The 26045-nt window shown below is 29.1% G+C and carries 22 protein-coding genes and 3 pseudogenes; 10 read left to right on the top strand and 15 right to left on the bottom strand.

Features of this window, described 5'->3' with window-relative positions:
- The first annotated feature begins 297 nt into the window (after positions 1–297).
- Complete coding sequence (locus tag V3V28_RS07470) at positions 298–528, top strand: hypothetical protein (protein WP_331364400.1); 231 nt, start codon at positions 298–300, stop codon at positions 526–528.
- Between the two features lie 44 nt (positions 529–572).
- Here V3V28_RS07470 and V3V28_RS07475 read toward each other — a convergent pair whose 3' ends face one another.
- From V3V28_RS07475 to V3V28_RS07490, 4 genes are all read right to left on the bottom strand, one after another.
- Entirely contained in the window at positions 573–1151 is a 579-nt protein-coding gene (locus V3V28_RS07475; protein ID WP_331364401.1) for an NAD(P)H-dependent oxidoreductase, read from the bottom strand.
- Positions 1148–1684 carry a hypothetical protein gene (locus tag V3V28_RS07480; RefSeq protein ID WP_331364402.1) on the bottom strand — a complete coding sequence of 179 codons (537 nt, stop codon included), beginning with the start codon at positions 1682–1684 and terminating at the stop codon, positions 1148–1150. The genes V3V28_RS07475 and V3V28_RS07480 overlap by 4 nt, the downstream gene beginning before the upstream one ends.
- An 81-nt stretch (positions 1685–1765) precedes the next feature.
- Complete coding sequence (locus tag V3V28_RS07485) at positions 1766–2326, bottom strand: Crp/Fnr family transcriptional regulator (RefSeq protein ID WP_331364403.1); 561 nt, start codon at positions 2324–2326, stop codon at positions 1766–1768.
- A gap of 1 nt (position 2327) precedes the next feature.
- Complete coding sequence (locus V3V28_RS07490; protein ID WP_331364404.1) at positions 2328–3836, bottom strand: GH3 auxin-responsive promoter family protein; 1509 nt, start codon at positions 3834–3836, stop codon at positions 2328–2330.
- An 82-nt stretch (positions 3837–3918) separates the two neighbouring features.
- Between V3V28_RS07490 and V3V28_RS07495 the strand changes: the two genes are divergently transcribed.
- The 3 genes and pseudogenes from V3V28_RS07495 to V3V28_RS07505 all read left to right on the top strand — a co-directional run bounded on the left by V3V28_RS07495 (position 3919) and on the right by V3V28_RS07505 (position 5979).
- Positions 3919–4710, top strand: a complete 792-nt coding sequence (locus V3V28_RS07495; RefSeq protein ID WP_331364405.1) for a DUF2797 domain-containing protein — start codon at positions 3919–3921, stop codon at positions 4708–4710.
- Positions 4711–4713: 3 nt separating this feature from the next.
- Positions 4714–5301, top strand: coding sequence for a hypothetical protein (locus V3V28_RS07500; RefSeq protein WP_331364406.1), 588 nt, complete (start codon positions 4714–4716; stop codon positions 5299–5301).
- A 2-nt stretch (positions 5302–5303) separates the two neighbouring features.
- Positions 5304–5979: pseudogene (locus V3V28_RS07505) on the top strand (nitrilase-related carbon-nitrogen hydrolase).
- Positions 5980–6008: 29 nt separating this feature from the next.
- On the opposite strand, the gene V3V28_RS07510 reads toward V3V28_RS07505, so the two are convergent.
- The 8 genes from V3V28_RS07510 to V3V28_RS07545 form a co-directional block, all read right to left on the bottom strand.
- The gene (locus V3V28_RS07510) at positions 6009–6818 is read right to left on the bottom strand and encodes an HAD family hydrolase (protein WP_331364407.1); all 810 of its coding nucleotides are present in this window, start codon (positions 6816–6818) and stop codon (positions 6009–6011) included.
- Positions 6819–6846: 28 nt separating this feature from the next.
- Positions 6847–7872, bottom strand: coding sequence for a LacI family DNA-binding transcriptional regulator (locus tag V3V28_RS07515; protein ID WP_331364408.1), 1026 nt, complete (start codon positions 7870–7872; stop codon positions 6847–6849).
- 66 nt (positions 7873–7938) lie between these two features.
- On the bottom strand, positions 7939–9291 hold the full coding sequence (locus V3V28_RS07520; protein WP_331364409.1) for a mannosyltransferase: 1353 nt from the start codon (positions 9289–9291) through the stop codon (positions 7939–7941).
- Entirely contained in the window at positions 9291–10781 is a 1491-nt protein-coding gene (locus V3V28_RS07525) for a cellulose synthase family protein (RefSeq protein WP_331364410.1), read from the bottom strand. The genes V3V28_RS07520 and V3V28_RS07525 overlap by 1 nt, the downstream gene beginning before the upstream one ends.
- Entirely contained in the window at positions 10781–11467 is a 687-nt protein-coding gene (locus V3V28_RS07530; protein WP_331364411.1) for a glycosyltransferase family 2 protein, read from the bottom strand. Before V3V28_RS07530 ends, V3V28_RS07525 begins: the two co-directional genes overlap by 1 nt.
- Positions 11468–12382 (bottom strand): toxin-antitoxin system YwqK family antitoxin, encoded by a 915-nt coding sequence (locus V3V28_RS07535; protein WP_331364412.1) that lies wholly within the window; start codon positions 12380–12382, stop codon positions 11468–11470.
- Positions 12382–14004, bottom strand: a complete 1623-nt coding sequence (locus V3V28_RS07540) for a 4Fe-4S binding protein (protein WP_331364413.1) — start codon at positions 14002–14004, stop codon at positions 12382–12384. Before V3V28_RS07540 ends, V3V28_RS07535 begins: the two co-directional genes overlap by 1 nt.
- A gap of 3 nt (positions 14005–14007) precedes the next feature.
- Complete coding sequence (locus V3V28_RS07545) at positions 14008–15357, bottom strand: NAD(P)/FAD-dependent oxidoreductase (protein ID WP_331364414.1); 1350 nt, start codon at positions 15355–15357, stop codon at positions 14008–14010.
- Between the two features lie 160 nt (positions 15358–15517).
- Here V3V28_RS07545 and V3V28_RS07550 point away from each other — a divergent pair, with 160 nt between their 5' ends.
- From V3V28_RS07550 to V3V28_RS07575, 6 genes are read left to right on the top strand one after another with little or no spacing between them, the layout of a single operon-like run.
- Positions 15518–16390 carry a hypothetical protein gene (locus tag V3V28_RS07550; protein ID WP_331364415.1) on the top strand — a complete coding sequence of 291 codons (873 nt, stop codon included), beginning with the start codon at positions 15518–15520 and terminating at the stop codon, positions 16388–16390.
- 24 nt (positions 16391–16414) lie between these two features.
- Entirely contained in the window at positions 16415–17419 is a 1005-nt protein-coding gene (locus V3V28_RS07555) for a glycoside hydrolase family 113 (protein ID WP_331364416.1), read from the top strand.
- Positions 17420–17449: 30 nt separating this feature from the next.
- Positions 17450–17686, top strand: coding sequence for a universal stress protein (locus V3V28_RS07560; RefSeq protein ID WP_331364417.1), 237 nt, complete (start codon positions 17450–17452; stop codon positions 17684–17686).
- A 9-nt stretch (positions 17687–17695) separates the two neighbouring features.
- Positions 17696–19117, top strand: coding sequence for a hypothetical protein (locus V3V28_RS07565; RefSeq protein WP_331364418.1), 1422 nt, complete (start codon positions 17696–17698; stop codon positions 19115–19117).
- On the top strand, positions 19117–20391 hold the full coding sequence (locus V3V28_RS07570; protein ID WP_331364419.1) for an outer membrane protein assembly factor: 1275 nt from the start codon (positions 19117–19119) through the stop codon (positions 20389–20391). Before V3V28_RS07565 ends, V3V28_RS07570 begins: the two co-directional genes overlap by 1 nt.
- An 11-nt stretch (positions 20392–20402) precedes the next feature.
- Complete coding sequence (locus V3V28_RS07575) at positions 20403–21134, top strand: metallophosphoesterase family protein (protein WP_331364420.1); 732 nt, start codon at positions 20403–20405, stop codon at positions 21132–21134.
- A gap of 56 nt (positions 21135–21190) precedes the next feature.
- Here V3V28_RS07575 and V3V28_RS07580 read toward each other — a convergent pair whose 3' ends face one another.
- From V3V28_RS07580 to V3V28_RS07590, 3 genes and pseudogenes are all read right to left on the bottom strand, one after another.
- A complete protein-coding gene (locus V3V28_RS07580) occupies positions 21191–24643 on the bottom strand; it encodes a pyruvate carboxylase (RefSeq protein WP_331364421.1) in 3453 nt (1150 codons plus the stop codon).
- A gap of 110 nt (positions 24644–24753) precedes the next feature.
- Positions 24754–25637: pseudogene (locus V3V28_RS07585) on the bottom strand (sterol desaturase family protein).
- Between the two features lie 298 nt (positions 25638–25935).
- Positions 25936–26045: pseudogene (locus V3V28_RS07590) on the bottom strand (IS982 family transposase); the annotation flags it as partial.

The following is a 26045-nucleotide window of genomic DNA, read 5'->3' on the forward strand; positions in this document are numbered from 1 at the left end:
ACCTCTAAAATTTTCTCGTAATTTGCTCTAAAGCTGTTCATCTATTTAAATGTTTGAAATTCAATTAAATATACGATTCTCTTAATCAATGAACAGCTTTTTTATAATGCACAACAGGTTAAAATAAATAATAATAAATTAAGTGATATTAATAATACTAAAGGAGTTAAAGTAGCCATTGAAAGTTTATTTGGTGCATCTGTCCCTGAAATAGACCCAGATGGTGATTTTTATAATTATGGTTTTAGTATTGGTTTTTCTTCTATAATTTCTAGTGGAACTCAAAGCAACCCTATAATGAGTAGTTTTGAAATAACTAGTGGTAATTGGAATATAACTATAAAAGGTGTTACTGTTAAAATTGGTGATAACATTAATCTTTTAGGAAACGTTATTTTTAATACTGATAAAAATGGGAGTGAAAGTATTATATATATGTATTGTGATGGGTGTAATAATTTTATTAGTATTGATTTTAACCAAATAACAAAAACCATAACTAGGATTTATTTTGTAGAGTTGACATAAAAATAATTAGGTTAATTAGGAATAGATAAGTGTGAAAACAATGTTTACAATTTTTCTATTCCTAATTCTTCAATTTTTTGCAACCATTTTTCTCTATATGAAACTTTAGACAAACGTAAAGAGCCAACAGTTGTAAAACTGACTTTCTTTATTCCTACAAAATTTAAAGTCAATTTTTTAATTGAAGTATGACTTGGATGCTTATTTATCCATCTGTAATACCAAGCAGGTTGGTCTAAAGTTGAAATAATTCTTGCCGTTTTTCCTTCTAAAAGTTTATCCCACCAAACAGAATTTTCTCTTTTCTGAAATGCAAAACCGGGTAAAAAAACTCTATCAATAAAACCTTTTAGTATTGCAGGATAAGAACCCCACCAAACAGGGTAAATCCAAACTATATGATCTGCCCATTTTATCTTTTTTTGTGCTTCTAATAAATCAGGTTCTAGTTCTGTCCTTTTTCGGTAGCCAAATTCTAAATTAGGATTAAATTTTAAATCACGAATAGTAATTTCTTTCAAGGTTGCATCAGAATTTAAAACACCTTTTTTGTACGCTTTATGAATTGCAAAACAATAGCTCTCTTTATCTGGATGCCCGTTAATGATTAAGATTTTTTTCATAGAAAGTAAAAAGTTATTGCTATTAGTAAGAGTAATGGAAATAGAAAAACACTACTACTTATAACACTCCAAAAAAGAAACTTCCACCAACTAAAAGACAGAGTTTCCTCTTTTTTAATTAATTCTTTAATCTCATTTAGTGAAAGCTTTAACAGCGCTTCTTCAGTATGAGGTAAATCGATAATGCCTTTACATTTAATTCCTTCTTTATAGCCTTTTAAAACTTCTTTCGGATAATTTAATAAACTAAAACCTGCGGCCCAAAGACTCATAAAACCAATAGGGAAATGTTTCCACATTTTAGAGCCAATTTCCCAACCAGCAATAAAAGCTTCGCCTTTCCAAGAAGTATCGCAATTATATAAAATATGCTGAATGTCATGAACGTGAATTACGTCTTTTCTGAATTGTGAATTTGGTAGTTTTAAAGTAATAAGCTTGAATTTTAATTCAAAAAAATCATCACTTTTACCGCCGTCATTTTTAAAGTTATTTTCTGTATAAAATTGTTGAAGTGATTGTGCAACTGTCATAAGATTACAATTTGTTACACAAAGATATTTTATAGACATTAATTTCTTCTTGACATTTATCAAGAAATTATTTAAACCTTTTTATTTTCCTCTAATTCTACTAAAAGTCTCTGGCGTCATGCCTAAAAAGGAAGCAATGTGTTTTGCTGAAACTCGCTGAAATAAATACGATTTTTTTTCTAACAAAATCTCGTAACGTTCTTGTGCGGTATGCAATTGTAAATCATCTATCCGTTCTACTAAATCTATATAAATTTGTTGCAAGAATAAGCGTCCAAAACGTTCATATTTTGGATGAGATTCAAATAAATCCTCTAAATCTTGATGTGTAATTGTCAGCACTTCTAAATCTTCTAATGCTTCAATATTGTACTTACTCTTTTTTCGTTGAATAAAACTATCTATGGTTGTAATAGTTTCTTGTTCTGCTGCAAAGTGGCATGTAATGTCTTTGTCTTCTTTGTAATAAAAAACGCGCGAAATACCAGACATTATTATATGCATTTCGTTACAAATTGTACCAGCTTCATGTAAAATACTGTTTTTCGGAAACTTTTGAAAACGCATCATTTTTTGAAAAGCTTCTGCTAATTCTGGAGTTTCTAGTAAAATAGAAGCGTTATTTTCGAAGAATGAATTCATTTTAAAGGTTTAAAAGTTCTTCCACAAATTCTCTAGAATTAGACAATCTTGGTACTTTATGTTGGCCACCTAATTTTTTCTTTTTCTTTAACCAAGAATAAAATAAATCTTCTTTAGCTAAGTGAATTTTTGGAGCCATTAAAGTAAGGTTTAAATAACGTTTTGCTTCATAATCTGAATTGATAGATTTTAAAGCATTGTCTAAAATTTCAGAAAAATAACCCATAGAATCTGGTTTTTTATTAAACTCGATAATCCATTCATGTCCGCCTTTTTCTTTTCCTTCCATAAAAACAGGGCCAACCGTGTAATCTTTTATGGTAGCAGCTGTTTTTTCACAAGCTAAACGTAAAGCTTCTTCTGCGTTTTCTATTATTAACTCTTCACCAAAAACATTAATATGGTGTTTTGTTCGTCCGGTTATTTTAATTCTATAAGGATCTAACGATGTAAATTTTACGGTATCGCCAATTAAATAACGCCATAAACCAGCGTTCGTTGTAATTATAATTGCATAATTAACGCCTTTTTTTACTTTAGAAAGTGGAATTGCAGTAGAGCTTTCTCCAGCATATTCATCCATAGGAATAAACTCATAGAAAATTCCGTAATCTAACATTAACAATAGTTCTTTAGAATTGTTTCTATCCTGAATTGCGAAAAAACCTTCCGAAGCATTGTAAATTTCGTAGTATTTAAACGCAGCTTTAGGAATGATTTTTTTATACTGTTCTCTATATGGATTAAAGTTTACGCCTCCGTGAAAATAGACTTCTAAATTAGGCCAAACTTCAAGAATGTTTTCTTTTCCGGTTCTTTCTAAAACACGATTTAGTAAAACGAGCATCCAACTTGGTACGCCGGCCAAACTAGTAATATTTTCATTGATGGTTTCATCAATAATTGCATCCATTTTTGTTTCCCAATCGCTCATTAAAGCAACTTCTTGACTAGGAGCAGAACTAAAATCTGCCCAAAAAGGCATGTTTTCTATAATAATTGCAGACAAATCGCCAAAATGAGAACCATTGTCTTGGTAAACTTCAGAGCTTCCGCCTAAACGCAAACCTTTACCAGTAAATAATTGTGTGTTAGTATTGTTGTTGATGTAGTTACACAGCATGTCTTTACCAGCTTTCATGTGGCAATATTCTAAAGCATCATCAGAAACAGGAATAAATTTACTTTTTGCGTTGGTGGTTCCGCTAGATTTTGCAAACCATTTTATTTCTGAAGGCCAAAATAAATTTTGTTCTCCTTTTCTACAACGTTCAATTAAAGGTTCAAAAGTTTCGTATTTCTGAATCGGAACATTTGAAGTAAAATCATCATGATTTTTTATTGTAGAAAAATTATTTCCTTTTCCGAATTCGGTGTTTTTAGCAGTATTTAAAAGCTTTATTAACAATTCATTCTGTACATCTATTGGGTATTTTAAAAACAGCTCAATTTGATGTTTTCGTTTCTTCAAAAACCAAGAAATTATAGAATTAATAATCTGAAAAGCCATAGAAATCCGTAAGTTTGTTTTAAACGATTTTAGAACAGTTCTAGTTTTAAAACCGAAGTTTAAAAATACTAAAATTTGTGCGATGATTTACAAAGGAGTTTTAAAAAAAATGATGACTGAAAATACAGCAGAAATTCAGTATTATTTAGATATGAAAACAGATTTTATAAACATGAATCAGTTGTTAAATAAAAAAATTTCTATCAATTTTGTTAAGTACGAATGTTTAAACTGCGGTTTAGAAAAGCAAATCTATAGGCAAGGTTTTTGTAAATCTTGCTTTTTTGATACTCCAAATGCTGGCGATTGGATTATGAGACCAGAGTTAAGCAAGGCACATTTAGGGATTGAAGATAGAGATTTAGCGTATGAGCAATCTGTACAATTAAAACCACATATTGTGTATTTGGCAAACTCAAGCAATGTAAAGGTTGGGGTAACTAGAAAACAACAAATACCAACACGTTGGATAGATCAAGGGGCGCATGAAGCTATTGAAATAGTTGAGGTTCCTAATCGTTATTTAGCAGGTATTACAGAGGTTGCTTTAAAAGACTATGTTGCAGATAAAACCAATTGGCGTAAAATGCTAAAAAATGATATTGAAGATGTAAGCTTAATGGAGTTGAGAGATAGACTTAAAGAATTTATCCCAGAAGAAGCAAAAGAATACTTTATTGAAGACAATGTTGAAACACATTTAAATTTCCCTGTTTTAAAATATCCTTTAAAACCTAAAAGTTTAAACTTGATTAAAACACCAAATTTTACAGGTAAATTAGTTGGGATAAAAGGACAGTATTTAATTTTTGATGATGAAACCGTTTTTAATGTAAGAGCGAATGAAGGTTTGGTGGTTTCGATTGAAGTATAAAATATGAAAAAAATACTTCTTTTATTTATTCTAGTTTTATCTTGTAAAAAGGAAGTTTATTATTATCCTTCAGAAGATTTTTTTGAAGAATATAGTCCAGTAGAAATTATTATTGATGATTTAAGTTTTGAAGAGGTTACAGATTCAATTAGAAATGGATTGTATAGAAAAGAAAAATATTTTATTGAATTAGAAGACACTAATTTTCAATATAGAATATCTCCCTTTGCTGATACAGGAGGTTTTATTAGAGAAAGGAATGGATTGTTCATTAGAAATGATAGTTTAGATTTAATTAAAGGAATTTTTCCTATTAGTAATTTATCTAAATATTTGAAACTGCATTATGAGAATAATGATAAAGAATACTTTTATGCAAGTTCTTATAAATGGGCTTTTATAAAACTAGTTTTAGAGAATGAAGATAGTTCAAAAAGGGTTAAAAAGTTATTGTTAAAAATTGTAAAAACATTTAAAGAAACTAATATCGACTCTAAAGATAGTATCAAATTAAATATTCTTTTAGATTATCCTCTAGAAAGAGTTTATTTAACTCCGCCACCTCCAAGTCCAATTACAAAAGAAGATTAATTATGAAAAACAACTTACTAAAAGTAGCATTAGCACAAATTTCACCAGTTTGGTTGAATAAAGAAAAAAACGCTTAAAAAGATTGAAAAATCAATTGTAGATGCAGTAAAAGAAAGTTGCGAACTCATCGTTTTTGGAGAAGCATTATTACCAGGTTATCCTTTTTGGGTTTCGGTAACAAATGACGCAGAATGGGATTCTAAAACTCAAAAAGAGATTCATGCACATTATGTACTTAATGCTATAATTGTAGAAAAGGCGAATTAGATTCCGTTTGTAAATTAGTAAAAGAGCATAATATTTCTATCTATTTAGGAGAAGATTTACATATTCCAGTTTGGCCTGGAAGCGACCATAACACAAAAGATATTACTCGTTTTATAGCAAGAGAATCTCGTTCTTTTGTAATTTCTGTTTCTAGTTTAATGGCAAAATCAGATTTTCCAAAAGACGTACCACATTATAAAAAAATTATAAAAGCTGCACCAGATGTTTTGGCAAATGGAGGTTCTTGTATTGCTTCACCAAATGGAGAATGATTGGTTGAACCTGTTTTACATAAAGTAAGGTTTAATTATAGAAACATTAGACTTTAATAGAGTTTTAGAAGAAAGACAAAATTTTGATTGTGTTGGACATTGTTCTAGACCAGATGTAACGAAGCTAAATGTAAATTGAGAAAGACAGAGTACGGTTTCTTATGATGATTAAGAATTAACTTCAATCAATTTTTCTAAAATAACTTCAACACCAAAATCGTTATTACTTTTTGTGCTATAATTTGCGATTTCTGTAATGTCTTTATGTGCATTTTTCATAGAGAAACTAAAGTCAGCTTCTTGTAACATTTCTATGTCATTATGGTAATCACCAAAAACCATGGTTTCTTCTTTAGTTACATTTAATATTTTCTGAACTTCTCTTAATGCAAAACCTTTATTTGCATTTTTATCAGAAATATCTAACCAATTCTGACCAGATATTTTTAGTAAATAATCATCTTTTAAATGTTTTATTACAGGATAAATAAATTCTTCGGAAGAATTAAAATGATACACTGCTATTTTAAGAATTGGAATGTTTTTTGCTACTTCTACTAAATCATTTACAACGTTATAATTGTGATAATACTCTTTAAAATAGTTGATAAAACGTTCGTCTTTGCTTTCAATATATGCAGCATCTTGAGAACATAAAACAATATTAGCATTTTCAATACTTCTTAAAATAGGAATAATATCTATTATTTTTTGCGCATCTAAAGCGTTAGATAATAATATTTTATTACCTCTTTTTGCAATTGCTCCATTTTCTGCAATAACGTATATATCATCTTTTATAGACGCTAGTTTATCTACAATACTGTTGTATTGTCTTCCGCTTGCTGCACAAAAATGTATGTTTTGTTGTTGTAGTTTTTTGAAGAGTTCAAAAAAACGGTTGCTTACTTCTCCTTTTGAGTTTAGGAGCGTTCCATCCATATCAGAAACGACTAGCTTTACTTTTTCTAAATTCATAATTTATAAAAAAAAAGATATTTTAAAATTATGATTTTTTTGTAGAATTACGTTCTACAATGTCCGTTTTAATAATTACTGTTTTCGGTTCCTTTTTTTCTTCTTTACTCTCTAACTTGTCTATTAATATTTTTGCAGCTGTTGCACCCATTCTTTCACCATGCTGACTAATAGTAGTCATTTTAGGGCTAGAATGTCTCGCTAAAATTCCATTAGAAAAAGAAACTACAGCAAAGTTTTCTGGAATTTTATGACCTTTTTTCTGTGCAACTTTCATTGCTGCAATTGCAGAAGATTCGTCGGTTGCAATTACGGCATCTATTTCGTTTTTATCAAAAATAGATGTTAAAATACTTTCATAATTTTTATAATCGTCTTCAACAATATTAATGATTAGATTTTCATTTATAGATAAACCTGCTTTTTCTAAACCTTTAATATATCCTTGGTGTCTTTTTTTACCTACTTTTAAATTACTGATTGTAGAAATAAAAGCAATGTTTTTACTACCAGATTTTGCTAGATATTTAACCGTTTTAGATGCTCCTTTAAAATCGTCTGTAATTACTTTATCACAATCAATAGATTCTGCAACTCTATCAAACATTACAATAGGCATTCCATTACCCATTACATCTTGAATATGCTTATAGTCGTTTTTTAATACAGTTTCTTCAGCTAAAGATAAAATGAAACCATCTATACTTCCGTTTGAAAGCATTTCTATAGTTTCTACTTCTTTTTTATAGGATTCATTAGAAATACAAGAAAGGATTTTGTAGCCTTCTTCATTGGCAATTTTTTCGATACCATTAAAAACTTGGGCAAAGAAATAATTTAACATACTCGGAATTATAATTCCGATAGTTTTTGTCTTTCTGTTTTTTAAGCTTAATGCATTAAAATTTGGCTTGTAATTATTTTCTTTAGCATATTTCTGAATTTTTTCTTTTGTACTTACGCTAATTTCATAACTATCATTCAAGGCTTTAGAAACCGTAGAAATAGAAACATTAAATTCTTGAGCTATGTCTTTTATAGTAAGTCTTTTCATAAATGATAAAATGTAAAAGCTCAAAATACGAAATTCTCATCAGAATAGCGGGAATACATTTTTATTTTAGAATTTCTTTAAGTTCGGTTTCGGAAGAATTTCGTAAATTAAAAATGAAAAAAGGACTAAATACTCTATTAAAACAAACCATAAGTCTTCTTGCCAAGGTGTGTTTGCATATGCTTGGTAACTTAAAATAATCACTAAACTCCAAACTACCGGGAATTTATATTTTGTAAAAACAGACAAAATTAATGGTGTTGCAACATACCAAGGATGTATGGTTGTAGCTGTAAAATAGTAAAAACACAAACAAAATAAAATAGCGGTAATTAGCTTTTTTAAGGTGTTATTTTTTCTGAAAAAAGAAAGGGATAATAGAAATAAGATTGTTAAAATAGGAGTGACTTTACCAATAATAGCAATTTCATTATAACCTCTAAATAAGTAACCTATTTCTCTAAAAATGTAATAAAAACTTGCATTAAATTCAAAGTTTCTAAACCATAACCCTACGGAATTCGAGTAGTTGGCAATTAATTCTGAAGAATAAAATGGAAGGAAAAATAAGATTGTAGTTGCTATTATAACTGTATAGAAAATGATTAGTTTTTTAAACCCTATAAACCAATTTTCTTCTTTTTTCACAAACCACTGAAAAAATAACGGTAAGAATAACAACGGAATTAATTTTACAGAAACAGAACATGCAATAAGAATTGCTGAAAAAAGCCATTTTTGTTGATGTAATTTGTAGAAACTCCAAATTAAGAAAAACAACATTACAGGTTCAAAATGTAAATTACCCGTCATTTCAATAATTATAAACGGATTTAAAACATACCAGAAAATATTTTTGATTGGCAAATTTAATCGTTCTAATATTTTTTTTCCGAAGTATAAAATACCAATATCAGCTAAAATAATTATGAACCTTAAAACAATAATAGAACCAAAGATACTTTTGCTAGCAAAAAGCGCTGCAATTAAAAAACATAATTGGTTTAAAGGCGGGTAATTTGTATAATGACTTCCATTTAATTGCCCCATACCATTATATAAAGCTGAAATTTCAGATACGGGTTTTAAGCCTTGTTGAATAAACGTTTCGGGTAAAGATAAATATGGATTTAAACCTTCTAGAATCATTCGTCCATCCCAAATAAATCTGTAAAAATCTTGTGATAAATTAGGTGTTGAAAATAGAAAAACCAATCTAAAAAGAACTGTTAAGCCAACTAGAGTAGAAAAGGTTATAGTTTTACTTTTTATCAATAAATAAAAACAACCAAATAAAGAAAACCATAAAAAGAGTAGTTTACTAAACTCTGTTCGTTCTAAAAAATACGCGAAAACAAAATACAGAAATGTACTTATTGAAATTAATACAACGTCTTTATATTTTTTGAAGAAAGACATTATGCTTTAGAAAATATAGATTTAAAAAATACATAACTAAACCCAATAAAAAGCATAAGATGAAAAGGAAATAATCCAAAATCGCCACCATCATTTCCTACCACAAAAGCACTATACATTCCAAAGACAAAGTATATTGCTAAAATACCTTCTAAAATAACATTAACCGAAGGTTTCTTTTTAATGTATTTATTAGTTTTCCATGCATCTTTTATATTTTTAATATTGAATTTTGGTGTTCTAACGAATTCACTTTTTTTACCAACATGACCTTCTATGACAGCGATTGTATTGTGCAGAGAAAAACCCATTGCAATTGAAAAGAAGGTGAAAAATGCGCCTATATATTTAAAGAAATTTTTAAATCCGCCACCATAAGTGTTTTTATACATATACCAATAGCAGATAAAAAATATGAATGAACTAATTATAAAAAAACTCATCAGAGAAAAATAAATTTTTAAATGGGCATATTCATTTTTAATGTACAACATTGGTATACTTAAAACTGCTACCAAAAAAATACAAGTAAACATAGAACTGTTTAATAAGTGTAATAGACTGTGAATTTTAGATTTAAAAGGCATTATTTTGCTTCTTAAAATTCGCCCCGTCATTTTTTGAAAATTCTCTGCGCCGCCTTTATTCCATCTAAATTGTTGCGATCTTGCCGCACTAATTACTATTGGTAATTCTGCAGGCGTATGCACATTCTCTAAATACTTAAACTTCCAGTTTTTAAGCTGTGCTCTGTAACTTAAATCTAAATCTTCTGTTAGTGTATCTCCTTCCCAATTACCCGCGTCGTAAATGCATTCTTTACGCCAAAGGCCTGCGGTTCCATTAAAATTAATAAAATGTCCTTTGCTATTTCTACCAACTTGTTCTAGTGTAAAATGTGCGTCTAAAGCAAAAGCTTGTATTTTTGTTAACGTAGAGTAATCTCTATTAATATGCCCCCATCTTGTTTGAACTACACCGATTTTGTTGTCTTTAAAATACGGAACAGTTTCATACAACCACTCTTTTTGAGGTAGAAAATCTGCATCAAAAATGGCAATAAATTCGCCTTTAGCAGTTTTTAAACCTTCTTTTAATGCACCGGCCTTAAAACCTTGTCTGTTTGTTCTGCTAATATGGGTAATGTCTAATCCTGTTTTTTGAATTTCTTTAATATGTTCTGCAGTTTGTTCTAAAGATTCGTCTGTAGAATCGTCTAAAACTTGTATTTCTAATTTTTCTCTTGGATAATCTATTTTTATGATATTATCTAATAAACGTTCCATTACATATAACTCATTGTAAACAGGAAGTTGAATGGTTACAAAAGGAATTTCATCAGAATTGTTAAAATCGAATTTTACGGAAGTATCTTCTTTTTTTTGATTTTTTAAGTAGTTGATTAATAGATTTAATTGCGCTAATGAATACACAAAAATCAGTAATAAAGAAATTGAATAAATGAAGATAGTAATATACTCTAATACCATTATTTGAAACTGTATTTAAAAATCCAACCTAATATTTTTACGCCTGCCATAATACTTCCTTTTATGGTTCCCGATACTTTAGAAACACCAATTCTATTCCTATATTTCATTGGAACTTCAATATAACTCATTTTTTGTTTTAATGCTTTTAACTGCATTTCCACAGTCCATCCGTAAGTTTTATCTTCCATTTTTAGCGCTAATAATTTATTATATTTAATAGCTCTAAAAGGACCTAAATCTGTAAACTTTGCACCAAAAAATAGCTTCATTAAAAAGGTTGCTAGCCAATTGCCAAAAACTTGTTGTGGTGTCATAGAACCTTCTTCTCTTAATCGTTTTACTCTAGACCCAATTACAAAATCGATATTGTCATTTACAATTGGGCTAATAATTTCTGTAAGTTGTTCTGGATAATCTGAATAATCTCCATCTAAAAAAACCACAATTTCGGGCTTATTTTCTTTTTTGGCAATGTAATCCATCCCTTTTAAACAAGCATACCCATATCCTTTTCGGTTTTCAAATAAAACGGTAGCACCAGCATTTTTTGCATTAATCTCTGTGTTATCTGAAGAGTTATTGCTAACAACAATTATTTCATCTACATTTTTAGGAATGTCATTTATGACATTGGCAATAGAATCTTGCTCGTTATAAGCGGGAATAATTACTTTTATTTTCATTTATCTTAAATCATTTAGACTATTCTCTTTTTTAAAGGACGAAAAGTCTGTCCATTCTTTTATTTTTTTACCGTTTTTAAATTTTGATGCTTTTACTATTTTTTCCTTTTTATAGATCAAACAGTATCCATTTTTTTTATTATTTTTTAATTGACACTTATGATTTATAGATCCAAATTGATCATAATATATCCACCAATTATTTTTGTTTCCATCTTTAAAGTGACCTTCATTTTCTTTAGAAGAATCTTCTCGGTAAAAATACCAATAATTCGTTTTTAAATTATCTATAAAATTACCTTCTTTTTTTAAATCTCCATTTTTATGATAGAATTTCCAATATTGGGTCTTTAAACCATCGATATAATTTCCTTCACTTTCTTTTTTACCATTATTATAGTATGAAACCCAAAATCCATCAGGTTTGTCTTTCTTATAGGTTTCTCTAAATTTTAATTGTTCATTAGAATGAAATACCTGCCAAATTTTAGTTTTTAAACCATCTTTAAACCATCCTTTTTCTGAAATATTTTTATTTGGGTGATAAAAGTGCCAATAATCGTTTTTTAAATTTGCGATGTAATTCCCTTCAGATATTTTAACTCCATCTTTATTATAAGTCTTCCAAAAGCTAGTTTTAGATCCTATTGAAAAAGTTCCTTGAGTTTTAATTTTTCCGTTAGAATGATAAAAACACCAATAACCAGTTTTTAAATCCTTAATATAATTTCCTTTAGAAGCTATTTCTTTATTTGAATGATAAGTTAAGTGATATCCACTTTTTATATCATTAAAAAACCAACCTTCTTCTTTTAAATCACCATTTTCAAAATACGTTTTTTGATATTTTTTTTGTGAAAAAGAAGATAAACTCACTAACAATAAAAATAGAAATAAGAATATTTTTTGAAACATTACTTCTTATTAACTAATTCCATTAAATCCACATCATTTCCTAATAAAATTTCTGTAGGATTTATTCTACCATCTTCCGGCCCATTTTCTAATTTTAAAACTCCTCTAGGGCAAACTGCAGAACAAATTCCACAACCTACGCAACTAGAACGAACAATGTTTTCTCCTTTTTGAGCATAAGCTCTTACGTCAATACCTTGTTCGCAATATGTAGAACAGTTTCCGCAAGAAATACATTGACCACCATTTGTGGTAATTCTAAATCTAGATTTAAAACGTTGGATAAATCCTAAATATGCAGCTAATGGACAACCAAACCTACACCAAACTCTGTTTCCAAAAATAGGGTAGAAACCTGTACCAATTACACCTGCAAAAACAGCACCAATTAAAAAGCCATAAATATCTTGAATAGTTTGTGTTTTAATTCCTATAACTTGGTCTGCACCAGAGAAGAAAGTATATAAAGCAAAACCGGTCATTACTAAAACAAAAACTAAAACAATATGTATTACAATGCGTTCTACTCTCCAAGAAAGTAATGTTTTACTAGAGTTTTGTCTATATGGGTCTCCTAACGTTTCTGCTAATCCGCCACAACCACAAACCCAAGAACAATACCATCTTTTTCCGAAGAAATAAACCATTAGGGGAACTACTATTATGGTTAAAACAACTCCCCAAACTAAAATAAATAAACCAAAACCACCACTAGATAGTAATTCATCTAAATTCCATTTAAAGAAAAAGTCGTAATCTAAAGGGTATACATTTTTAAAGTCATACCAAGGTTTTTCGAAACGAACTAAAATTTCTGGAATTAAAAAAGCAAACACAATTTGAAAGAATAATACAGATGTTGTTCTTAATATTTGGTATTTATTATGACGGTATTTTATATACATTCTAACAGCCATAACAGTCATTACTGTACAATATAGAAAGCCATATAGAAACCATTGACTTGCTGGGTTTCCACTAATAGATTTACTAATAGGGTCTACTAAATACACCCAGTTTACAATTAAATCTGGATAAAAATAGAGTAAAATATAAAAGGTAACTAAAAACACAAAAGTAAACCAACCAATCCAACCACGATTGGTAACTGCACTTAAGAAAATTCCATCGTTTTTTATACCAGGCTTCCCAAGTAAAACTACATCAGGTACAATAAACAGAAGTGCTCCTAAAATACCTAAACCAAACGTTAAAAACCAAGCCAAACCTGTGTTTTCTGCAGCAAAACCTTTACCAGCTTTTTTTGCCAATTCAAAACTTATACTGTGTAATTTTCCAAAGATTTTATATTGAAATTGTTGACCTTTTTTATCCCAATTTTTTTCTGAATCGTATTTTGCAATTAGAGCATCATAATGGTTATTCGAAGTTTTGTAAGCATTAATTACACGGCTAGAAAATTGAAAAATATTTAAGTTTTCTTCAGTTACAATTGCTTTTGTTAATTCTGCTGTTATTATTTCGCTTTTATAACCTTTTTCTTTAATAAAAGTATCTAATTCTGTTTGTTTTAAACTGAAAGAACCTGTGAAAATTGTTCCTATAAAAAATGCTAATCCTATTAAGAAAACGATTAGACCTGTTTTTTTTATTGTTTTCATATATTATGCTTTGTTGAAAATTCTTTTCCAACTTTTCTTTTTAGGTTTAATATTTGTTTTGTTTTCTTGATTAAATTTTGCAACAATTTCATGTTCGTGCAGTTTATAAAATTCAGGGTCGAAATTAGCATCTGCTAAATATTCTAGAACGTATTCTATAGACTTACTATCTGTTTGCCATTTATCAAAAATTTCATGACGCATTCGAATTCCAAATGTGTTTATACCTAAAAACAAATTTGTATTTTTATCAAAAGAAATGGTAATACATTTATAATCTGTTGGATGTTGCCATTGAAAATAAGCTTCATTTTCATTCATTCCTCTTTCACTAAATACCCAACCGTAAGTTTGATATTCAATGTCTAAAAATTTTGCAGAATTAAACCAATGACCTGGTTTGTATGCTGTTTTATTACCACAAATTGTTTGTGCTAAAGTTTCACCCATCATTCTACCAGTATACCAAACTGCTTCTATATTTCTTCTTTGATCAATAGCTTCGTGTTGTTCGGCACAATCTCCAATAGCATAAATATTTTTAATATTTGTTTCTAAAAAACGATTCACTTTTACACCACGCCCCAATTCAATTCCAGAATTTTTAAGAAAATCGATATTAGGTGTAACACCAGCTGTTAAACCAACAATGTTACATTCGATTTCTTCGCCAGTTTCTTCAATAATAATAGATTTTACACGACCATTTTCATCAGATTTTATCTCTTTTAGATTTGTGCTTAATCGTAAATCTATATGATGGTCTTTAATGTGGTCGTTAATCATTGCTGATTCTTGTGCGGGTAAAACACCATTCCAAAAACTATTTTCACGCACCAAAAAAGTAACAGGAATTTTTCTACTGCGTAACATTTCTGCTAATTCGATTCCTATTAAGCCTCCCCCAACAATTACAGCTCTTTTACAAGTTTCTTTATTTGGTGCATATTTTTCTAATTTTTCTAAATCTTGTTTATGGTACATACCCATAACTCCCTCTAAATCTTGCCCTGGCCAACCAAATTTATTTGGTTTAGAACCTGTTGCAATTACCAGTTTGTCAAAAGAAAGTGATTCTCCGTTTGAAAATTCTAATAAATTTTTATCAGTATTTATATTTTCTACGAATGCTTGCTTTAGTTGAATGTTGTTTTTCTCCCAAAACCAGTTTTCATAAGGTTGTGTGTGTTCAAACTTCAAATGACCCATATAAACATACATGAGTGCTGTTCTAGAAAAAAAATATTTGTTTTCTGCCGAAACAATGGTAATCTTTTTGTCAGAATTTTTTCTAATATGTCTTGCAGCAGTAACTCCAGATATTCCGTTTCCAATTATTACAATGTGGTCCATAGTTGATTGATTGTTACTAATTATGTCGAAGTTAAAGTTAAGAACTTAAATGTAAATTATAATTTAGAATTGTTTTAAATAATTATTCTTGTGATTTTTTGTAAGTTGTTGATAAACGTATAGACTGATGTTGTAATTAAAAATAATTTAAACAAAAAAAATGAAACAAAATATATTTAAAATCCTTTTTACTTTTATATTGATTTTCAGTTTACAATCTTATGGTCAAGAAGATGTTGATAAAAGTAATATACAAACCTATACGCCTTCAAAGTTATTAGATAAAGGACAATGGGATATAAAATGGTTCAATGGTTTGTACACTCAAACTAAATCTGCCAATTCTGGCGGAACTAGTTCAACAGATGCAGGAGGAAGATCTAATTTTTTTACAACATCTTTAGAAATTTTTACTGGTGTTTCTGAAAGTAATAGATTTAATGTAGGTCTACTTTTAGAATATAGATCTAATACAATTGGCGGCAGAAGTGTAACCTCTGTTTTCGATTTAGGAAACGATGTAACAGCAAGAAAAGGATTGTCTTCATTTGCGCCAGCAATTAAATTTCAACCAATAAAGAGTGTTGGTAATTTTTCTATTCAGTCTGCATTTCACATTCCAATTATTAAAAATGAGTCAGAAAATAATGTTTTTTTAGATCAAACGGCTTATACTTTTCAAAATAGATTTTTCTTTGACCATACTTTTCCTAGCAGAAAATGGCAGTTATTTACAGAATTGAATACCGAATATAATTTTGGAGAAAAAACAAGTTTTGCAAATAATACATTTTTATTCTCTCCAGGAGTTTTTATGAGTTATTTTCCATCAGATAAATCTACCGTTTTAGGTTTTGTACAACATGCACAACGTTTTGGAGGTTTTACACAAGATTATACAGCTTTAGGATTTGGAGGGAAATATCAGTTAACAAAAACACTAAACTTAGAAGCTTTATATAGTAATTTTGTAAGAGGAACAAATAATGGATTAGGGCAAAGTTTTAACATTGGTTTAAGAGCATTGTTTTAATTAAAAACTATTTTTAAGGGATTTATGAAAACAAAAAAAATCCTTTTTTTATTGCTGATTTCACTTCAATTATCATGCAATAGTCAAACTCAAAAAATTAATGGCGTCAGTTTTGTAGCATCAAGAGATTCTATAAATTCTAAACATATTAACCCCGTTAAAAGGGCTCAAAGCAATTATGTTGCGTTGATGCCCTATAGTTTTATTAGAAATATTGAAACTCCTAAAATTGAGTTTAATACCAATAGAGAATGGTTTGGTGAAACAAAAAACGGACTGTTGCAATATGCAAAAGAGTTTCAGGAAGTGAACATTAAAATCATGATAAAACCTCATTTATGGTTGAGAAGAGGAGGTTATACAGGAGATTTAAAACCAAGTTCAGAAGAAAACTGGAAAATTTTAGAAAATTCTTATAAAGCTTATATTTTAACCTATGCAAAAGCTGCACAGGCTATAAACGCAGATGTTTTGTGTATTGGTACAGAACTAGAGCAATTTGTTGCTAATAGACCTAGTTATTGGTTAGATTTAATAAAAGAAATTAGAAAAGTTTATAAAGGAAAACTGACCTATGCAGCGAATTGGGACGAATATAAACGTGTTTCATTTTGGGCAGATTTAGATTTTATTGGTATTGATGCTTATTTTCCTGTAAGTGATAAAAAAACGCCTACCGTTGAAGAATTTGAATTGGGTTGGCAAGCTCATAAAACTGAAATTAAAGGTATTCAAAAGAAATTTAATAAGCCCGTTTTATTTACTGAATTTGGATATAGGAGTGTAGATTATGCTGGAAAAAAACCTTGGAAATCTAATAGAGTAATAGACAATGTAAATTTGCAAGTACAAGTAAATGGCTTGCAAGCAATACACAATCAATTTTGGCAAGAAGATTGGTTTGCCGGAGGTTTTATTTGGAAATGGTTTCACAGACATGATAAAGTTGGTGGAAAAAAAAACAATAGATTTACACCACAGAATAAACCTGCAGAAGAATTGTTGAGGAGATTATATCACCAAAAATAAAGTTTTAAAACAACATCAGAAATGGATGCAATGGCAAATAATTTTCTTTTAAAAGCAGAAGGTAATGTAGATAGATTAATAAATGTTAATTTTGTTTGCGATAAAACGATAGAAAAAGGAATTTTAAATTTTTCTAATCCTATTGGAGCAGATTTAATTTCTGTAATTACACATGATAGAAAAGGATTATCTCATATTTTTGCAGGAAGTATTGCAGAAGATGTAACTAATCATTCAACTTTACCGATTATCACTTTTAAAATTTAAAAAATATAGATGAAGTTTAAATATTTATTGTTGTTTGTAAGCATTTCTATGCTACTATTTAACTCTTGTGCAGAAGATAACGATATTTCTATACCAAGAAATTTACAAGAGTATTTAGACACAAATACCAATAGAGATTTAGATGAAGTTATTGCTTGCGCTGCAAGTGTTTTTGAGAGTACAGATATCTCTTATGTTTTTTATTATCCTATTGAAGGTGCTACAGAAATTAGATATTATGAAACTGCTGATACAACCGTAGATGAAAATGATTTTTCTAATTACAGAAGAAAAAATTTGTCTACAGATGCTGTTTTTGGTGGTAAATTAAAGCGTTTCGTGCGTACAAATACAGAAGAAACTTGGGGTATTGTTACATATTTAACTGACGGAAAATTACATAAATCAAATCCTATTAAAATTAAAATAAAAACGAAACCCACAGAATGGACAAATTCTGTTAGTATTGAATATCCAGAAACCATTAAACCAAAATTTACTTGGACTGATGGACAAATTGCAGAAAATGAGATTTATTTTCAGGTAATTTCTGATGAAAAAAATACCGAAGGTGAAGCAGCATTTATTTCGGGAACGTTTACAAAAGAAAAAACCTTTCAATATTATGATACTTCAAATGTTGTTTTAGATATAAATGAAGGTGAAACACCAGCTGATTTATTGGTAGATGAAGAATATCTTTTTACAATGATGGGTGTTAGTGAAGATAATTGGGTTAATCTAGTGATTCAGAAATCTTTTGTTCCAAGAAATTTAGAGGAATACGTAGCCGAAAATGCTACAAGTATACAAGAAGAAATGATAGCTTTTGGTGCGAATGCAAACGGAAATACAAGTTTTTCTTATATTTATTATTACCCAGAAGTTGGTGCAACTGAAGTTAGATATTATGAAGCAGAAAGTACAATTACAGATGAAAAAGATCTTACAAATTACCGCAGGATTTTCTTGTCATCTGCTGAAGTTTATGGCGGAAAAATGAGCCGTTTTTCGCGTTCAGATCCAAGTGAAGCTTGGGGAATTGTTACTTATTTATTTGATGGAAAATTTTATAAATCGAAACCTATTAGGTTAAAAAATCAAACAAAATCTACAGAATGGTTAAAAGAAATACTTCCAATTGATTTCTCTCAATCATTAAAACCAAAATTTACCTGGGAAGATGGATTAATTAAAGAAAACACACATTACTTTCAAGTAGTTACAGATGCAGATATTAACTTTTTTTCCGGAACATTTACAGACCTAAAAACTTTTCAATATGGTGAAGCTGCAAATGTAACTGCAACTATTAATACAACAACAGTACCTATTTTAGTTTTAAATACTGATTATAATTTTACAGTAATGGGTATAAGTGATGATAATTGGGTAAATTTGATTATTCAAAAAACATTTACAACTGAATAATGCTTATTAAAAATAGTTCATTACTTCTCTTTATTTTCTTTTTTACCACAACATTATATTCTCAAAAAATAGTGTTAGATGTAAAAATTGAAGGAGCAAAAAAAACAAATATTACTTTTCTTAAAAAGCTTTTATCTACCAAAAAAGGAAGTGTTTTAGATACTGTTTCTTTAGAGAATGATATTACTCAATTAAAAAGATTACCAGCAATTAGTCATGCCTATTATCAAATTTTTTACTCTCATAAAGAACTTTACAACGTTTTTATTACTATTGAAGAAAATTTCACGGTGATTCCTGAAGTTAATTTTTGGACTACCACTAATAAACAGTTTGCCTATAAGTTAGGTTTATATGATTATAATTTTTTAGGAAGAAATATAGTGTTTGGGGGTTATTATCAAAATAATAGTTTCGATTCTTATGGCATCAATTTTAAAGCGCCAAACCTGTTTTCTAAAAGTTGGGGTTTATCAATAAATCATCAAAATTGGAAAAGTGAAGAACCTCTTTATTTTGATAATAAAACAGCTAATTATTTATACAACAATATTTCTTTTGAAGTATTAGGCTTGTATCAAATCAATTTAAAAAACGAAATTAATTTTGGTGTAAATTTATTTTCGGAAAAGTATAAATACTTAGCAGGAGATACCGACGCATCTGTTCCTCAAAATTTAGAATTAGACAAAACACTCTTAAAATTTGTTTATAAATATGATGATTTAGAGTATAATTATCAATATTTAAAAGGGTTTAAAAGTGTGTTACACACCCAATATGTTACTTCTAATAATGCTTTTCAAGATAATTTTTTTATTGCTTGGAACGATTTTTTCTACTACAAAAAAATTGGCGAAAAAGGAAATTGGGCAAATAAATTACGTGTAGGGTTTTCTACTAACGAAAAATCACCTTTTGCACCTTTTGCTTTAGATAATAATGTAAACATTCGTGGTGTTGGTATTTTGGTTGATAGAGGAACTGGAGTTGCAGTTTTAAATTCAGAATACAGGCATACAATTTATGATAAAGATTGGTTGGCAATTCAGACAAATGTATTTACAGATATAGGTTCTTGGAGAGATCCAGGAGGTAAATTAAATAATTTTTTTAAAAGTGAAAAAATTAGAGTTTTCTCTGGAATTGGTTTACGTTTTATCAGTAAGAAAATTTATAATGCAACTTTTAGAATCGATTATGGTTTTAAAATTCATGATGTACAAAACAATTCTAACGGAGGTTTGGTTTTTGGACTTGGTCAATATTTTTAATAATATTTTATATGAAAAGAACTTTTGCTATTGGCGATGTACATGGAGGTTTAAAAGCATTGCTTCAAGTTTTTAATAAAATAGAAGTTATTGAAGAAGACACGCTTATCTTTGTTGGTGATTATGTAGATGGATGGAGTGAAGCTGCACAAGTAATTGAATTTTTAATCAATTTATCAGAAAAAATAAATTGTGTTTTTATTAAAGGAAATCATGATGTTTGGTGCCAAGATTGGTTAAAAAATGAGGAAGTAAATCCTACTTGGTACATGCATGGTGGTAAAGAAACTATGGAAAGTTATGATGGTTTTTCTGTGGAAGAAAAAAAGCAACACTTAATCTTTTTTGAAAACTTACCATTGTATCATTTAGATACTGAAAATAGATTATTTCTACATGCAGGTTTTACATCTATGCATGGTGTTGAAAAAGAAAAATTTAAAGAGAATTTATATTTCGACAGAACTTTGTGGGAATTAGCTTTAGTTATGGATAGAAATATGAATGAAGATTCAATTGTATACCCAAAACGATTACAACTTTACAAAGAAATATACATAGGTCATACACCAACAACTAATTTTGGAAAATCAGAACCAATGAACGCAATGAATATCTGGAATATAGATACTGGTGCAGCTTTTAAAGGGAAAATCACTGGTATAAATATTGACACAAAAGAGATTGTGCAAAGTGATTCTTTGCCAAGTTTATATCCAAATGAAAAGGGTAGGAATAAATAAAATGTAAAGACCCTTATTTATTATAAATAAAGGTCTTTACATTTTTTATGATATTATCAATCTACAATAATAACTAAGTCTTCAGAATTTACCATTATACCAGATTTTAATACTATTTTCTTGATAATTGTATCTTCAGTTGCGGTAATTGTTGTTTCCATTTTCATGGCTTCAATTATAAATAAAGGTTGATTTTTTGAAACTTTTTCTCCTTTCTTAACTAAAATTGTAGATAACATTCCTTGTAAAGGAGCACCAATTTCTTTGGTATTATTTTTATCAGCTTTAGCATTTTCAACTTTATTTACTTTAATAGATATATCTTTTACTTGTACAGATCTACCTTGTCCGTTTACTTTAAAATAAACGGTAACCATACCATCTTCATTTGCTTTTCCAATAGACTCTAAAGTAATAAGTAATGTTTTTCCTTTGTCTAATTCAATGATAATTTCTTCACCTCTTTCCATACCGTAGAAAAAATTCTTGGTTGGTAGGTTTATTAAATTATCATATTTTAAATGCTTGTTGTACGCTTCTGTAAATACTTTTGGATATAGTTTATAAGATAAGAAATCTGTAAAATCGATAGCTCTTCCTAAATCATTCTCAAATATTTTTCTAAAATCTTTATATTCTTTATCAAAATCGATAGGTTCTATATGGGCATTTGGTCTATCTGTATAAGGTTTTTCATCTTTTAAAATTAATTTCTGTAGCTCTTTAGGAAAACCTCCAACTGGCTGACCTAGATCTCCTCTAAAGAAACTTACCACAGATTGTGGGAAAGAAATAGTGTCTCCACGTTCTAAAACATCTCTAACCGTTAAATTGTTGCTCACTAAGTATTGAGCCATGTCACCAACAACTTTAGAGCTAGGTGTTACTTTAACAATATCGCCAAAAAGATGATTTACATCACCATACATTTTTGTAATTTCATGAAAACGATCTTCTAAACCTAAAGCTTGGGCTTGTGGTTTTAAATTAGAATATTGTCCTCCAGGAATTTCATGTTTAAAAACTTCTCCAGAACCTGCTTTTAAGCCAGATTCAAAAGGATAATAATATTCTCTAACAGTTTCCCAATAATTTGAGTATTCATTTAAAGAATCTACATTTAAGTCGCTTTCTCTATCGTTAAATTTCATCATTTCTACAACCGAATTAAAATTAGGTTGTGATGTTAATCCCGATAAACCACCAAGAGCAACATCAACAACATCTACACCAGCTTCAATAGCTTTTAAGTAAGTTGCAGATTGAATTGATGAGGTATCATGTGTATGTAAATGAATAGGAATATTCACTTCTTGTTTTAAAGCTGAAACCAACTCAAAAGCTGCATATGGTTTTAATAAACCAGCCATATCTTTTATTGCTAAAATATGTGCACCAGCATTTTCGATATCCTTTGCTAAAGTTGTGTAGTATTTAAGGTTGTATTTTTTGTTTTTAGGGTCTAAAATATCGTTTGTATAGCAAATTGAACCTTCGGCTAAACCATCCGTTTTTGTTCTTACATATTCAATACAAGGCGCAATGGATTTCATCCAATTTAAAGAATCGAAAATTCTGAAAATATCAACGCCATTTTCCCAAGATTTTTCAACAAACTTTTCAATTAAATTATCTGAATACGCTGTGTAACCAACTCCATTAGAGCCTCTAATTAACATTTGTAACAATACATTTGGCATAGCTTTACGTAATGATTGTAAACGTTCCCAAGGATTTTCTTGTAAGAACCTCATACAAACATCAAAAGTTGCGCCTCCCCAAACTTCCATACTAAAAATGTCTGGATTGTTTTTAGCATATCCTTCAGCAACTTTTAGCATGTCAAAAGTTCGCATTCTTGTTGCTAATAAACTTTGGTGTGCATCACGCATTGTGGTATCTGTAAAATGTACCTTCTTTTCATTTTTTAACCATTGAGAAAATTTATCTGGACCTAATTCTGTCAATAAATCTTTAGTTCCTTTTTGATAACCAGCTTTAGCATCAAATTTAGGAACAATCGGTTTTACAAACTTTTTAGTTAGGTCTATTTTTTTAACATCTGCATTTCCGTTAACAATAACATCACCTAAATAAGTAACTAACTTTGTAGCTCTGTTACGTGGTGCTTTAAAAATAAATAAATCAGGATTTTGTTTGATGAAATTTACCGTAACTTCTCCTTTTCTAAAGGTTTCATGTTGCAATATATTATCAAGAAAAGGCATGTTGGTTTTTACACCTCTAATTCTAAATTCTGCTAAAGCTCTTCTAACTTTTCTACAAGCGCCATCTAAAGTTCTACTATTTGCAGTAACTTTTACCAACATAGAATCGAAAAATGGCGAAATAATTGCACCTTGATACACACTACCAGCATCTAAACGAATACCAAAACCAGAAGCACTTCTGTAGGTTGTAATTTCTCCATAATCGGGTTTAAAATCGTTTTGTGGATCTTCTGTAGTTATTCTACATTGTAGCGCATAACCATTTACTTTTACAGCTTCTTGGTTTGGTATTTTTATTTGTTGATCTGCTAATTTGTATCCGCCAGCAATAAATAATTGTGTTTTTATTAAATCGATATTGGTAACAACTTCGGTAACGGTATGCTCTACTTGTACTCTTGGGTTTACTTCAATAAAATATATAGAATCATCATCATCTACCAGAAATTCTACGGTACCAATATTATTATAATCTACAGCTTTACAAATGTCAATTGCATATTTGTACAGTGCATCTTTTATTTCTTGTTTTAAATCGAAAGAAGGTGCAAATTCAATTACCTTTTGATAACGCCTTTGTACAGAACAATCGCGTTCAAAAAGGTGTACTGTATTACCATAATTATCGGCAACTATTTGAATTTCTATATGTTTTGGGTTCTCAACATATTTTTCAAGAAAAACAGTATCATCTCCAAAAGCATTTAAAGCTTCTCGTTTACTCTCGTTAAAAGCACGTTTTAATTCGTCTGCTTCTCTAATAACACGCATTCCTCTTCCACCACCACCAGATGCAGCTTTTAGCATAATTGGGTAGCCAATTATTTCGGCTTCGCTTAAAGCAATTTCAATGTTTTTTAAAGACTTTGTATTACTTCGAATAACAGGAATGTTATTAGCAACAGCAACCTCTTTTGCCGTTATTTTATCACCTAAAGATTGTAAAACAGATACTTTTGGTCCTATGAAAATAATACCATTGTCATCACATTTTTGAGCAAGATTTGCATTTTCAGATAAAAAACCATAACCAGGATGAATCGCATCTGCGCCACTTTCTATAGCAACTTTAATAATTTCATCAATATTTAAATACGGTTTTAAAGGTTCTTTGTCTTCACCAATTTGGTAAGATTCATCTGCTTTATATCTATGTAAAGAATAGCGGTCTTCAAAAGTGTAGACACCAATTGTTTTTACATTAATCTCTGTACAGGCTCTAAAGATTCTTATAGCGATTTCTCCTCTGTTAGCAACCAGTACTTTTTTGATTTTCATAGTGTAAGATATTTGTTTTGAATTCTATTAGCGAACATTCGCTACAAATATACTTAACGAAATCGTTGTAGTTTGTGTTTTAAAAAAAAGTTTATTAACAATTAATCAGATTATTTTTTAATAAACGGATAGGTTTCTTGTTTTATAAAATCTTTCGGAAAGTTTTCATCTCCATCAAATCCCAATTCTATATCTCGTCCGGAATGTGGAATGTAGTTTGTTTTAAAAATATAATCCCAAATACTTAATGTGACCCCAAAGTTTACACCACATCTTCTTTCTTCTGGTAGCTCTTTAGAGTGATGCCAAATATGCATTTTAGGATTGTTTAAAATGTATTTTAAAAAACCATAATCCCAATTTATATTTGTGTGGTTTAAATGACCAATTGTAATATTAAAAAAATGTACAAACGCAACATCTTGTGCAGAAAAACCACCAATAATAGCCAGTGGAATATATTTTAAAGAATTGTACACTACAGGTTCCATCCAATGATAACGCAAGTGTGCAGCAAAACCCATTTGTTTTACAGAATGATGTACTTTGTGAAAATTCCAAAGAAATTCGAATTTGTGTAATAATCTATGTGTCCACCATTGTACAAAATCTAGTACTATAAAAAAGATAAAAATTCTTACTAAAAAAGGGAGTTTATTAATTTCTAAAAGCTGAAAGTTAGAAATTGACAATCCAATAATTCCTAAAATATCATTAAATAATTGTGCAGCAGAATTAGACAATGCAATGAGAATAATTAAATTTAATAAAAAGAAATTGAAGAGCATATAAAATGTATCTAACCAAAAGTCTTTTCTGAAAATTGATTGATTTTACCGCCAAGGAAAAATAACTTCTAATCCCCAAACAATTAAAGAAATAATAATTAAACCGTAGAAATAATTCTCCCAATTCAATTCCATTAAAACAGATTGTTTTACGTAATTCCAATAACCGGAATAGGAATTTTTATGATGTCTAGGTATTTGTTCATTTCTTAATTGTGGTGATTTTTTTACTTATCGTTTCACCCACCTTTTTTGCATTTAATAAGTCACCTAAAGCCATATTAATTGCAACAGAAATCATACTCCATTTAATATCAATTGTATTAATAAACCTACAATTTTAGGAGTATCATTTAATTCTCTAGCAAAACTCACAATTCCAGAACTTATATAATGTAAAAAATCTAAAACCTTATGAGAACTAATACCTAGTAATGTTGTTTTTTCTTTGTTTAAAGAAGATGTTTTTTTCGTAAAAATTTAAAGAGTTAACCCGTTGTGCATTTAAATAATACTAATTTTTAAGTTGTTAATATTTCTATCAAAAGTAAACTTATTAATGAATTGAATAATTGTTAATGAGGTTAATTTTGAGAGTATTCTAGTCTTAAAAC

It is taken from the genome of Polaribacter sp., from assembly GCF_036480315.1.
GTDB lineage: Bacteria > Bacteroidota > Bacteroidia > Flavobacteriales > Flavobacteriaceae > Polaribacter.